This is a genomic window from Paenibacillus sp. F024 (genome assembly GCF_057814255.1).
This window is the reverse complement of record NZ_JBVASZ010000015.1, coordinates 81080-93805: the sequence shown is the minus strand read 5'-3', so window position 1 is coordinate 93805 and position 12726 is coordinate 81080. Positions and strand designations below refer to the sequence as shown.

Here is a 12726-nt window from a genome sequence, read left to right as displayed (position 1 = left end):
TCGTTGATTCAGAAAGGTGGTCTTCAAGGCTCTATACCCGTATCTGAATCACCATGACAAACGCATCGTCTTCAATGAACGGTATCGCGTTTATCTTTGGGTAAAGAGGTGAATGATTAATGGAATACGAAATCCCCAAAAAAGTACAAATGTTAGGGGAAGACATACAAAAGAGCCAGCTCAAGTATCATGACAGAGAAGTGCTCGTATCAAAGGAGTTCACATTCGACAGCGCGCACCATTTACATTGTTATGAGGGCAAGTGCAAAAGCCTGCACGGGCATACGTATAAGCTGCAGGTCATCATGCGGGGCAAGGTGGACGAGCGGGGCATTACGATTGATTTTGCCGATATTAAACGTATCGCCAAAGACCGGATCATTGATCGCCTGGATCATCGTTATCTGAATGAGGTTCTGCCGCCGATGAACACCACCGCTGAAAATATGGTCGTCTGGATGTATGAGCAGCTGCGGGACGCTTTAGTCGGCGAAGGGCTGTACCCTGCGGTGCGGGTAGATGAAGTCCGCTTGTGGGAGACCCCGACCAGCTATGCTGCGGTGACGGCGCGGTTGATGGGAGATGAACCCTCTTGAGCCAGACTGCACCACGCTTGGAAGTAAAAGAAATCAAACTGCCCATGGTGGAAATTTTTGAAACGGTGGAGGGAGAAGGCACAAGAGCAGGGTTCCCGACCGTCTTCGTACGTTTGTTCGGCTGCAATCTGCGCTGCACCTGGTGTGATACCAAATACAGCTATCCTCCGGCGGAAGCGGAATTCGTTATGACCATAGGAGAAATTGTGGCGGAAGCAACCCGTTATTCATCAAAGCATCTGTGTCTGACGGGCGGAGAACCGCTGCTCTACGGAGACAGGTCTGCCGCACTAATTGAAGCCTTGGCCGCTGCCGGCAAGTTTACGGATCTGCATATCGAGACGAATGGAGCCATTGATCTCGCTCCATTCCTCGAGAGGATCGAATCGCCGATGGTTCGCTATATTATGGATTACAAGCTGCCCGATTCCGGCGAAGAGGACAAAATGATCACAGCCAACCTGTCCAGGCTCCGTCCCCAAGACGAGTTGAAATTCGTGATCGGCAGCGACCGCGATTTTCTGGCGGCCAAAGCCGTATTGGAAAAATACCCGACGGCCGCGCTGCCGTTGTTCAGCCCCGTATGGGAAACGATGCCGCCGGACAAGCTTGTCCGGCTGATGCTTGAGCACGGATTGTCCCAGGTCAAGCTGAATATGCAAATGCACAAAATCATTTGGGACCCGGCGATGCGCGGCGTATGAGCGCAGCCGGGCTTTTCCGCGCTTAAGGATTAACCGTGATATTCGAGAGTATAAGCAGGGATGGTGTTTAATTATGAAAAAAGCAGTCGTCATTTTAAGCGGGGGGCTGGACAGCACCACGTGCATGGGCATTGCGCGGGAAGCGGGTTATGAGCTGTATCCGATTACCTTCGATTACGGGCAGCGGCAAAAAAGGGAAATTGACAATGCCCGGCAGGTGGCCGACTTCTATGGAGTGTCGGACAGACATCGGGTGATTTCGCTCGGATTCCTTAAAGAATTCGGCGGCAGCGCGCTGACCGATGATTCCATCGAGGTGCCGCCGGCGGGGGAGAGCGGAGCGGTGGATTCCGATATTCCGATTACTTATGTACCGGGGCGCAATCTGTTATTCCTTTCAATCGCGACGTCTTATGCCGAGGTCAGCGGGGCGGAAGCGATTTATATCGGTGTAAATGCGCTCGATTACAGCGGCTATCCGGATTGCCGTCCCGAGTTTATCCGCAAGGTGGAGGAGGTTATGGCTCTTGCTACCCGGGTAGGCGTTGAAGGGGGGCCGATCCGGATCGAAACGCCGCTTATTCATTGGACCAAAGCCGAAATTATCCGGGAAGGGATGCGGCTTAACGTGCCGTATCAGCTTACGACCTCGTGCTATAACGGGCAGGAGGAGGCCTGCGGGGTCTGCGATAGCTGTCGTCTCAGGTTGAAGGGCTTTGCCGATGCGAATGCGGTGGACCCGGTTGCGTATCGGGAGGGCAAGCAATAAAAAAATCCGGCACCTCAACTCCTCGGAGTTGGATGTGCCGGATTTTTTATGTTTGCTTCAGTACCCTTTCGATGGCGGTGATCAGCTCTTCCGAACCGGCTGCTTCCATATATTCCGGGTCGTAACGGAACCACTTCTTAGGACGGTTAACGATGACAAACGGATGCAGCTTGCACTGCTCGCAGCGGTCCAGGCAGCCTCTTACCTTTTGAGCAAGATGAGGGTGGTTTTCTTCCATATGTTCATAAGTCCGTTCATTCATATTCCGTAGATTATTGCTGCAATATTCTATGAATACGGATTTCAAAGGCAGCACATCCTTTATCCGGGAATCTGCTTGGCGTACTTCACGACGGTTGTAATTATATCGGTGTGCCCGGGCAGCGTCAACAAAAGGGGACATCATGCCTTAAAATTGTCAAAAGACGTTATTTTTCTTGAGGATATGTAAACTTTGGGGTGTCCGAATTTGCAGCCTCAGCCTCCGAATTGTACTCTGGGGAGGACCGTTCTTGATCCTGGAGCTTTTTTTGCTTCCAGAAGAGGACGGTGAGCATCCGCTCAATCCATTCTTTATCTGCAGGGGTAAGCTCAATGCCGTCAAAAACCAAATCATTCTCACGAAGAAATCTTCGCAGGTTTATGCGGGTCTTCGCATAGCCGCGACTTTCTTTCTCCACGGAGGATTTCTCGAGGTATCCGGCAACCTGCATCAGATCGGTGTAAGGTATATTCAGCCCTTCCGACAGCTTCATCAGCACATCGGGAGAGGGAACGCCGCGGTTGCCGTTCTCCAGCTGGGAGATATAGGCCGCCGAGACGCCGGACCGGTCCGCCAGCTCGCGAATCGTGAACCCTTTCATTTTGCGCATGTCTTTTAACTGATCGTAGAAATCCATAGGCAACCTCTCATCAAAAGGATAAAAAACGAAAATCTAACAAGGTAAACAAAGGTTAACATATTTATAATATCAGTATACATTAGCAAATACAATGTTCGACCGGTTCAGAATAGACAGCTGACTATAGGGGATGTACGCCTTTGAAACTTTTTGTAGAGTTTTTGATACAAATTGTATATAATTGTCGTATACGTAAAAAAGGAGTCGAGCAATATGTACTATTGTATTTTGTGCGAAGAAATCCATACGTTGAAATATTCAGAATGCGAAACCGTTTTCTCCTCCGGATTTCATTACTATAACCGTTCCCTTTACAGTGCGGGAATTTGCCGGTGTGAGCTTTGCAATCAGGAAAAGGATCATAAGCTGAAGTCTAAGGTCGGTTAATAGCACAACCGATCGGCCGTTATCAACAGAACCTTTCAGCGAAGCGGTGTTTCTTTGCGTTTTGCAAAGAACAGCGTTTTTTTGTAATATCAGAATCTATAGGTTTGATCCGGAGGATTACGATTCTGATATTTCAAGTATAGCTTCCTCTAAAACACGAATGGTTCTTCATTGAACAGGCTTCGATTAGAAGCTTTTTTTATTTGCCCGATTTGCAGGATCGTCACATTTTTCATTAATATATAGAGGAATACGTTTTATATTTTAATTAGCCTGGGATTGGTAAACGAAAAAAGCATGGAAAATTCGCTGGAGAGGATGAGGATACGGTGTTCAGCCGGACAGAGAGTTTAAAGCAATATTTCAAGTGGTATCCCGTTACAGCGGTTTTGATTTGCATTCACATGATTCTGTTGGGTCTGATGGAATGGTTTGGCTCATCCCAGGATACCGTTACATTGATTCAATTCGGAGCCTTGTTTGACCTGCCGAATCTGAAACCGGAAGCTTGGCGGTATGTTACGGCGATGTTTTTGCATATCGGATTTGCCCATCTGCTCTTTAATTGCTTTGCTTTGTATGTGTTCGCACCGCCTTTGGAGCGGATCCTGGGCAAATGGAGATATGTGCTGTTTTATCTGGTGTGCGGCTTGGCCGGCAATCTCTTCAGCGCTTGGTTTCATCGGGACTATTTTGTCTCGGCAGGGGCTTCGGGCGCTATTTACGGGATTTATGCCGCCTATTTATATTTAGCGATGTTCCGAAAAGATATTATCGACCATCAAACCAAACAAATCGTGCTTACCATTATCGGAGTCGGCTTTATTTACTCCTTCGTTGTCCCCAATATTGATATCTATGCCCATCTGGGCGGCTTTCTCGGGGGATTGGCTACCATGGGGCTGATCGTTCTCTTCATCAAAAGAAGAAACCGAAGATCATATTAAGAGCGCGGCAAATGCAAATACCTGCGTCGGAGGTGAACGTCACACCTGTTCCCCCGGCGCTTTTTCCTGTGTAATGAAAAGGATAAAAATAAACAACAGTGAATTCTATTTGTTGCAAATGTAAATTTGAATGGTATAATAGATAACAGGTTTGTTAAAGTTTGGGGGGCTGAAAATGAAAATTAAAGCCAAAACGAACGCCATCATCAGAGCGCGGATTTTCAAAGGGATGACACAGCGTGAGCTGGCCAAATTATCGGGCTTAAGCTATGCGTATATCAGCCTGCTGGAGCGTTCGGTCAAACCTGTCGGGCCCGGCACCGCCAAGAAGCTAAGCGAGCTGCTGGACCAGCCGATCGAGGAATTGTTTAACATAGAATAAACCTGGTTCGAACAGATGCCGATCAGCGAAAATGGAGGCTCTATGTCGGTAATATCCCGACACTGCCGATGAAAATAACGGAAGTCCGGCATATTTCTATTACCGGACTGCCATTGCTGCGTTCAAAGAGCTCAAAAACCGGCGACTTTATTTTTACCGGTCGTTTTGGCTTGGTACATCGCTTCATCCGCCTGCTTGATCAGTTCCTCCGCTGTAACCCCTTTCGCATAGTGGCTGAAGCCTATGCTGACGGTAACGCTTGTTTCCGATTCTACCCTTGAACGGATCCTTTCCGCGAAGCTTTGAGCCTCCGTATCGGGGTCTGTGATCAGCACGACGATTTCCTCGCCGCCGTAACGCCCGCAAATGCCGGCCTCCGCTGTTTCTTCCTTCACGATTTTGGAGATTTGTTTTAAGGCGAGATCTCCCATCTGATGACCCTTCGTATCGTTCAGCTTTTTGAAATTATCAATATCGCAGAAAAGGACGGCTACAGGAATACGCTGCTGCACGTACTGCTTTACCCGTTTTTCAAAATATTTGCGGTTATACAGCTGGGTTAGTCCGTCGGTAATGGACGATGTATACATCGCTTGCATCAGCTCGATGACACGTTCGAAGATAAAGAGAAACAGCACGATATGAAAAGCAAAAGGGACGATGCGTTCCAACAGCTCCAGCGCTTGCTGATTTCCGTTAAAGAGATAAAGATTAGCCATATGTACGGTATGCATGACAAAATAAACGGTAAGCATCAGCTGGAATTTTCCATTTTGACCGATTCTCGGGTTGACCAGTAAAAAGCTTATAAAAATAAGTATAAACAAGTACAGCTCCATACCGAGCGGACGCAGAAGCATTAGATGCTCCTCGCTGCTTTGAAGCCAAACGGGAGCATACCAATAGGTCAGCGAGGCCGCGGCGGTCGCTATTCCGAACAGGAAGAAGACGGCAAGGTCCCTTTTGCGTGTGGGATTATACAGCTGATACATTCCGATATTCATCAGGACAAAGGCGAGTACTTTGAGCAAAAGCGCAATAAAGGTCTGTACATCGTTCATACCGGGGGTAAGCGCGTACCGGATTAACTGCCCGTGCTGCACGAGAAAGATGCAAAGCGCCGCGACCATGGAGAAATATCCGACTTTGCGCCGGGTGATCGACAAACGTATCGATACGAGCAGCGTCATCACGATGATGACGATCAGCATGGAATGCAGGAAAATCGGACCCGAGGGTCCGAAAAACAGATCCGATAACGTGAAGTTGTTCATGAAAAGTGGCAGGCCTCCGTCATCCAGCGGGAACTTCATTTGTCCCATTATACCAAACATACATTCGATAAGGGAAGTCTTGTAGTCCTTTTGCATACCTGATAGGATTAAGATGGAATGAGATGCGGGCTCGCCCGCAACAACTATGGGAATTGCCGGAGGTAGCTAATGCGTATACTGCAAGCCTTGTTTTTTCCCCCGGAGCAGCCCGGCGGGGTTTCCTCCATGGTTCCTTTTATGCTCGAGCGCTTTAATAGGCGGGGGTGGGAAATGGAGTTGTTTTCCTTACCGAAGCGGGTGCGCGGCAAAGGTGCCGAAGAGATTCGTTTCACTACGTTTGACTGGGAATCGTATGCCGGAAATCCGGTAGTTGATAAATACATACAGACGATGAAGGATTATATCTGGTGGACCAAGCTTCGCATCAAATCTTCTTATGATTTGATACATGCCCATCATCCGATCGCGGGTCTGGTGATGAAACGGCTTTTTCCGGATACGCCGCTCATTATGACGATCCACTCCAGCTATGAGCGGGAGCTGAAGCTGAACGGAAAAATCAGTGAGGACGGTCCTGAGCACCGGTTTCTTACCTCGATCTATAGGGAGCTTGAGGAAAAGGCGGATCAGTTGATCACCGTATCCAACTCGTTTAAGCAGTATTTGGCCGATTACGTGCAGGAGCCCGAGAAAATCGGGGTGATCCCCAACGGCTTCGATGAGAAAAGGTTTCGCCCGGTGCATCATGAAAACCAAGTGCCTCAGCTGATCAGCGTCTGCCGACTGGTTCCGGCCAAGGGGCTGGATACGCTGCTTTACGCTTGCGCGGAGCTCAAACGCAAAGGCCAGCCGTTCGTGCTTCATTTGATTGGAGACGGTCCGATTCGACCGGAGCTGGAAGAGCTTGCGCAAAAGCTGGACATCTATAACGATACGATTTTTTACGGATACATGCTTCATCCGGAAGATTTTATGCCGTTTTTTGATGTGTTTGTGCTGCCTTCACGCGCGGAAGCTTTCGGGTCGGTGTTCGCCGAGGCGGCGCTTTGCGGACTCGCCGTTGTAGGGACGCAGGTTGGAGGAATTGCCGAGCAGATTGAGCATGGGGTTAACGGCTTGCTTGTACCTGTTGACGATGTGTCTGCGCTTGCGGGGGCGCTGGAGAAAGTGGCCGGCGATCCGATGTACCGCTATCAGCTGTCCAGAGTAGCGCTGGAGAAGGCGCTCAAATCGTATTCAATGACACGGATTGTTCAGCAGCTTCGCGGTGTGTACCGAAGCTACCGTAAAGACAATTAGAATACTGGGGAAAGGTCGGGAGGAGCATGAGGTCTTTTCGTTTTATTCACGCTGCGGATTTGCACTTGGACAGCCCGTTTCGCGGTTTGGCCGGTCTTCCCGAAGCATTGAGGGAACGGGTGAAGGAAGCGAGCTTCACGGCGCTTCGAAGGCTCACGGACCTGGCTGTCAGTCAGAGGGCCGATTTCGTTGTGTTCAGCGGCGATATATATGATGCCAAGGACCGTTCGCTGCGGGCGCAGCTGCGGTTCCGGCAAGCTTTGGAAACGCTGGCGGGTCATCGGATACCCGCCTTTGTCATACATGGAAATCACGATCCTCTGCACGACGGCTACAGCGCGAAGCTTACATGGCCGGAGGAGGTCAAAGTGTTCGGCGCAAACGAGGTGGAAAGCGGACTCGTCAGAGCGGCGGACGGGGAAGCCTTGGCAAGAATCTCGGGCATTTCCTTTGGCCGGGCGGCGGTGACGGACAATTTGACGCCGGGCTTCCGCGGATGGGGCGACGATTTGTATCATATCGGTCTGCTGCATACCAATGTGGACGGCGACGCGAGGCATGATAATTATGCGCCGTGCCGTCTGAGCGACCTTCTTGTACGAGGAGTCGATTATTGGGCGCTGGGACATATTCATACGCGGCGCATACTGCACGAGAAGCCGTGGGTTGTATACCCGGGCAGCTTGCAGGGCCGTCATATTCGGGAGACCGGGCCCCGGGGCTGCTATCTGGTCGATGTCTCGGCCTCCGGGGAAACGGAGCTTGCGTTTCATCCGCTGGATGATGTGAGATGGCAGGCGACGGAAATCGCCATTGACGGCTTGGAGACGGAACAGCAGCTCTTGGAAGCGCTGGAGGAAGCCGTATGGACTGCCGCCGAGGCGGCTGAAGGCCGGGCCGTGATTTTGAGGCTCCTGCTGACGGGCCGGGGGCCGATGCATGACGTGCTTAGACGCAGCGGAGCGCTGGCCGGTCTCAGAACGGCTCTTAAGGATATTCTGTCGGGGGGCGGACATTCCGTTTGGGTGGAGTCGGTAGAAGACCGGACCGGCGCAGCACTGGACCGTACGGATCTTGAAGACCGGCCGGGCTTTCTCGGGGATTTGCTGCGGCTTGCCAAAGCGTCCGGTACGGATCCCGCGCAGCTGGCCGTGTTTGCGGCCGAAGCGCTGGCACCGCTGTCGGCACAGCCCCGTCTTGCCGCTTTGCTGGCGGAATTCAGCGAAGAGGAGCTTAGGCAATGGCTGAATGAGGCTGAGGAGCTTGCGATCGACATGCTGGCCGGCAGTGCGGAAACGAGGTGGAGCGAATGAGAATCGAACGGCTGGACATCGGGGCTTTCGGAGCGATCCGGGACTTGAGTTTATCCTTTGAGGGCCCGGTATCGCTTCTTTACGGGCCCAATGAAGCGGGCAAAAGCACGGTGATGAACTTCATTCGCGCCGTCTTGTTCGGCTTTGGAGCCAGAGGCGCGGCGGACCGCTACACCCCCAGGCAGGGAGGCGGCCAGGGCGGGGCGATTACGCTCCTGGACGAGCAGGGCCGGCGCATTCGTGTGGAGCGATGGGACAGCCCCCAGGGGGGACGCGGGAGAACTCCGGCGGCAGGCAGTGTCCGCGTGATTTTCCCGGATGGGACCGTGGGCGGAGAACCGGAGCTGACGGCTCTGCTTGGCGGCATTACGCCGGAGCTGTTTCGCAGCTTGTTTGCGTTTGGTTTGACGGAGCTGCAGGAGCTGGGGACACTGCAAAGCGATGAGATCAGCAGCTTTTTGTACAGCGCAGGCCTGGGCGCCAGCGGATCGGAGCTGCGCGCGGCCGAGCGAAAGCTCGTTCAAGAGCAGGAGCAGCTGTATCGGCCGCGCGGCCGCACACCGCTGATGAATCGCGCCTTGCAGGAGCTGGATGCGGCGGAATCGGAGCTTGCCGAAAGCAGGGTACAGGCGGAACGGTATAATGCATTGGAAGCGGAAGCCGGGAAGCTGGCCGCCGAGCAGGAAAGGCTGGAGGCTCTGCACAGGGAGCAGGCGAAGCAGGCAGACTGGCTGGAGCGCAGCATACGGGCGAGACCCCATTGGGTTCGCGCCAAGGAGCTCCAGCAGGAACTCAGCGCGCTTCCGGAGGGCTTGGAGCATTTTCCCGAGGACGCGGTGAGTCGGCTTGACGCGATCTTAGCCGAACGGGAGCGGCTTATGACGGAGCTCGACCGTCTGGAGCTGGCGCAGTCCGAGCTGGAGCAAGCTGTGGAGGCTTTGGAGTCACAGGAGAGCTTGGACAAGAACGTTCTGGAGCGGCAAACCGAGCTTGAAGATCTGCTTGAGCGCCGTCCCGCCTATGAAGAGGCGAAGCGGCTGCTTGCCGAGGCGGAGGCGGAAGAAGAACAGCTTGGTCTGGAGCTTGCGCTGCTGCTGCGGCGGATTGATCCGCAGTGGACGGCAGAGCATGTGGACGGGCTTCCGTCGACCGTCATGCTGCGGGAGCAGGCGTCCGCCTTCCGGGAGGAGTGGCGCGTTTGGCGGCAGGAGGAAGCGCTGCTTGTGGCTGAGATGGAACGGATCCGGCTGGAGCTCAGCGAATCCGAAGGACGGTTGTCTGACGACGAGCCGTTTTACGCTTCGGATGAAGAAGCTGTCCGCGAAGGGCTGGATCGCATCAAATCGGCCCGGCGGCTGCTGGCCGACTGGAAGGATGCGCTGCGGGAAATTCAGTATGCGGAGCAGCGGGAGCGTGATTTGGAGCAATATCAGCGAACGGGCTCCGGAGGAGGGGCTTCCGGTGTCCCTTTATACGGGATATATACACTGACCCTGCTGCTTCCAGGAGCTCTGGCCATCCTGCAGGAGCTTGTGGCTGCAGGGGTTACTTTTATAATATTGTTTGGCGTTAGCGTGGGTTGGACCTTAGCTCGCCGCCGATCAGCTGCGAAGGGCGAGTCCCGCCAGCGCCGCCCCTATGCGGGCGGTTCGGGCACGGATGCCCCGGCGCAGGCGGCCGCGCTCGAAGCGGCGCTGGCCTCGGAGCTGCGGCAGCTGCGGCGTCTCGCGGAGACCGGCGGCGCTGCGGCGGAGTTGGCTGCCGCCGTCGAGCCTGCCGACTGGCGCAGCCCCCAGGGGCCGGCGCAAGCCGCTCTGCCGCTGCAGCCCGATGGCATCGAGCCTTGGCTCGATGCCATCGAGCAGCAGCTTCGCACGCGGCAGGCGCAGCTTGCCACGCGCGTGGCCGCCGGCGAGCGGCTGCTGGCGCTTCGCGCGCAGCGCGAACGCCACGCCCGGGCGGGCGAGCCGCTGCGCCAGCGCTGGCACGCCTGGCTGGCGGAGCACGCGCTGCCGGCGGCTGCGAGCGCCGAAGCGGCGCTGGAGCTGCTGCAGCTGGCGGAGCAGGCGCTCCAGCAGCTCCAGCGGCTGCGCCGGCAGGCTGCGCGCTGCGAGGCGCTCAGGCGCACAGCCGCGGAATTCGCCGCGGAGACGGCGGCGCTGCTCGGCGAGGCGGCCGGGCGCGAGCCGGGGCCGGCGCTGAGGGCGTGGCAGGCTGCCCGCGACCGCGAGCTTGCCCGGCTGCAGCAGCTGGAGCAAGGCCGTAGGCAGCTTGCTGAACTGCAGCAGCAGGCAGCGATTTTGCAGCAGCAGCTGCAGCGTTGCGAAGCCCGCCGGCTGGAGCTGCTCGAGGCGGGGGAGGCCGAAGGAGAGGAAGCGCTCCGCCGGCGCTATCTGGAATACCGCCGGCGGTTGGAGCTGCTCGCCGGGCTAAGCCAGGAAGAGCTTGCGCTCAGGACCTTGGTTGGCGAAGATCAGCTGAATCGGCTGCATGAAGAGCTGGAGCAGCGGCATACCGCCGATTTGGAAGAAGCACTGAGGGCACTGTTGGAGAACCTTGAGTCAAGCCGAGGGCTGCTGGAGAATGTTCGGGAGGAAAAGACCCGTCGACGGTATGAGCTTGAACGGCTGATCTTAGGGGGAGATCATGCGGACAAGCTTCAGATGGTCGAGGAGCGCCGTGCCGAGCTGCAGCGCTTAATCAGGCGCTGGGCCGTTCATGCGATGTGCAGCTCGCTGTTTGTAAGGACGAAGAAAATGTACGAGCACGAAAAACAGCCCTCTGTCATGCAGAGAGCCTCAGTTTACTTTGAACGTGTGACCGCCGGACGCTATGTCCGGATGATTGCCCCGCTGGGAGAGCAGCGTGTGCTTGCGGAGAAAGAAAACGGGGAACAGCTGGATACGGTTCATTTAAGCCGGGGAACGGCAGAGCAAATGTATTTATGCATCCGTTTCGCTCTTGCGGACGAGTACGCGGCATCCGGCGTTCGTCTGCCGCTTGTCATCGATGATTTGTTCGTCAATTTCGACGATGAGCGACTGGGATACGGGCTGGAGCTGCTGCGCTCCGTTTCGCAGCGGCATCAGCTGCTGCTGTTTACCTGCCACAGGCATGTGGTAGAGGCTTATGAATCCCGGTTCCCGGCGGAATCCGTCAGCCGTCTTATCCCTTAAACGATAGCTTTGCCTTCGCCCGTTACAACGGGTCTGCAAAACACCTTTTAGGCAGATATTCTCATAAGAATCATGCCTGCCAATGCACATAACAAGCCGCCCATTTCGAGGCGGCTGAATTTTTCTTTGAGCACGAAACGGGCATACAGCAGGACCATTGCGACGCTCATCGATACGACGGCGGAAACAAGTCCGGTCACTCCCAGCTTGAACGCCTGCAGGAGAAGCATCATGCCAAAGGCGTTCGTGCAGCCGACCACCATACCCCACAGCAAGGTTTTGCCTGATGACCACTGCATTGCTGAAGCATCGGAACCGCCCGCCATTTCCGCGGAAGCGGCGGCTTCCTGCACGGCACGGAGAAGCCCTGCGGCAGCCTGACGCCTGGCATTGATCAGCCCTACGGACCCGAACAAGCTTGCGCCGGTCGCGAACATTAGCGTGAGCGTCGGCAGTGGGGCCGCTTCAAGCAGGGTGGATTGCTTTCCGGTAAGATCGTTCAATGCGAAGAACAGCATGGCGAGCCCTCCCCATTGGGCGCCCTGCAGATTTTTTAAAGACAGATCGTTAGAATAACGGAGCAAAACGATCCCCGCGACGATAACCAGAAATGAAACCGACTGCCAGCCGTTCGGTTTTTCGCCCCAGAATACATAAGCCAGCACCACGACCACAACGGAAGGAAGGCCGGTAAGCATGGCCACAAGCGATGTTTTTCCGACGGCGAAGCCTCTATACATCGCGGCGTTGGAGGAAAAAGAAAACAGCCCCATAAGCACTCCGATCCATACGGGCTTGGTCCAGGCTTGTCCTGTCATTAGGCTGGCGGACAGTACGATCAGGGCGCCGGTCAGAAAAACGCCGAACAGCAGCAGATCACGATGGATCGGCCGCTGCGAGGTCCATTGATACAAAATGCCTCTCAGCCCGAAGCAGAAGGCCGAGGCGGCTGCAAATACGAACCACATGATGTAATC

The 12726-nt window shown here is 54.6% G+C and carries 12 protein-coding genes; 8 read left to right on the top strand and 4 right to left on the bottom strand.

All coding sequences use genetic code 11. From position 1 onward, the window contains the following. Positions 1–119: 119 nt before the first annotated feature. The 3 genes from queD to queC all read left to right on the top strand — a co-directional run bounded on the left by queD (position 120) and on the right by queC (position 2069). Positions 120–596: a 6-carboxytetrahydropterin synthase QueD gene (gene queD / locus ACZYR9_RS16655; protein ID WP_488979614.1), complete on the top strand. Its 477-nt coding sequence runs from the start codon at positions 120–122 to the stop codon at positions 594–596. A gap of 44 nt (positions 597–640) precedes the next feature. Next, complete coding sequence (locus ACZYR9_RS16650) at positions 641–1300, top strand: 7-carboxy-7-deazaguanine synthase QueE (protein WP_488979637.1); 660 nt, start codon at positions 641–643, stop codon at positions 1298–1300. 73 nt (positions 1301–1373) lie between these two features. Then, positions 1374–2069 carry a 7-cyano-7-deazaguanine synthase QueC gene (queC, locus tag ACZYR9_RS16645; RefSeq protein ID WP_488979613.1) on the top strand — a complete coding sequence of 232 codons (696 nt, stop codon included), beginning with the start codon at positions 1374–1376 and terminating at the stop codon, positions 2067–2069. A gap of 46 nt (positions 2070–2115) precedes the next feature. Here the strand turns inward: queC and ACZYR9_RS16640 are convergent, their stop codons facing one another. Beyond that, a complete protein-coding gene (locus ACZYR9_RS16640) occupies positions 2116–2376 on the bottom strand; it encodes a DUF1450 domain-containing protein (protein WP_488979612.1) in 261 nt (86 codons plus the stop codon). A 121-nt stretch (positions 2377–2497) separates the two neighbouring features. Continuing rightward, positions 2498–2968: a helix-turn-helix domain-containing protein gene (locus ACZYR9_RS16635; protein ID WP_488979611.1), complete on the bottom strand. Its 471-nt coding sequence runs from the start codon at positions 2966–2968 to the stop codon at positions 2498–2500. 719 nt (positions 2969–3687) lie between these two features. On the opposite strand from ACZYR9_RS16635, the gene ACZYR9_RS16630 reads away from it, so the two are divergent. Beyond that, complete coding sequence (locus tag ACZYR9_RS16630) at positions 3688–4305, top strand: rhomboid family intramembrane serine protease (RefSeq protein ID WP_488979610.1); 618 nt, start codon at positions 3688–3690, stop codon at positions 4303–4305. Between the two features lie 175 nt (positions 4306–4480). Next, the gene (locus ACZYR9_RS16625) at positions 4481–4687 is read left to right on the top strand and encodes a helix-turn-helix transcriptional regulator (RefSeq protein ID WP_488979609.1); all 207 of its coding nucleotides are present in this window, start codon (positions 4481–4483) and stop codon (positions 4685–4687) included. A gap of 131 nt (positions 4688–4818) precedes the next feature. On the opposite strand, the gene ACZYR9_RS16620 is transcribed toward ACZYR9_RS16625, so the two are convergent. After that, positions 4819–5961, bottom strand: a complete 1143-nt coding sequence (locus tag ACZYR9_RS16620; RefSeq protein WP_488979608.1) for a GGDEF domain-containing protein — start codon at positions 5959–5961, stop codon at positions 4819–4821. A 168-nt stretch (positions 5962–6129) separates the two neighbouring features. Here ACZYR9_RS16620 and ACZYR9_RS16615 point away from each other — a divergent pair, with 168 nt between their 5' ends. From ACZYR9_RS16615 to ACZYR9_RS16605, 3 genes are read left to right on the top strand one after another with little or no spacing between them, the layout of a single operon-like run. Further along, complete coding sequence (locus tag ACZYR9_RS16615; RefSeq protein WP_488979607.1) at positions 6130–7260, top strand: glycosyltransferase family 4 protein; 1131 nt, start codon at positions 6130–6132, stop codon at positions 7258–7260. A gap of 26 nt (positions 7261–7286) precedes the next feature. Beyond that, positions 7287–8573, top strand: a complete 1287-nt coding sequence (locus ACZYR9_RS16610; protein ID WP_488979606.1) for a metallophosphoesterase family protein — start codon at positions 7287–7289, stop codon at positions 8571–8573. Continuing rightward, positions 8570–11749 carry an AAA family ATPase gene (locus ACZYR9_RS16605; RefSeq protein WP_488979605.1) on the top strand — a complete coding sequence of 1060 codons (3180 nt, stop codon included), beginning with the start codon at positions 8570–8572 and terminating at the stop codon, positions 11747–11749. Before ACZYR9_RS16610 ends, ACZYR9_RS16605 begins: the two co-directional genes overlap by 4 nt. A 47-nt stretch (positions 11750–11796) precedes the next feature. Here ACZYR9_RS16605 and ACZYR9_RS16600 read toward each other — a convergent pair whose 3' ends face one another. Beyond that, the gene (locus ACZYR9_RS16600; protein WP_488979604.1) at positions 11797–12717 is read right to left on the bottom strand and encodes an EamA family transporter; all 921 of its coding nucleotides are present in this window, start codon (positions 12715–12717) and stop codon (positions 11797–11799) included. Positions 12718–12726: the final 9 nt, after the last annotated feature.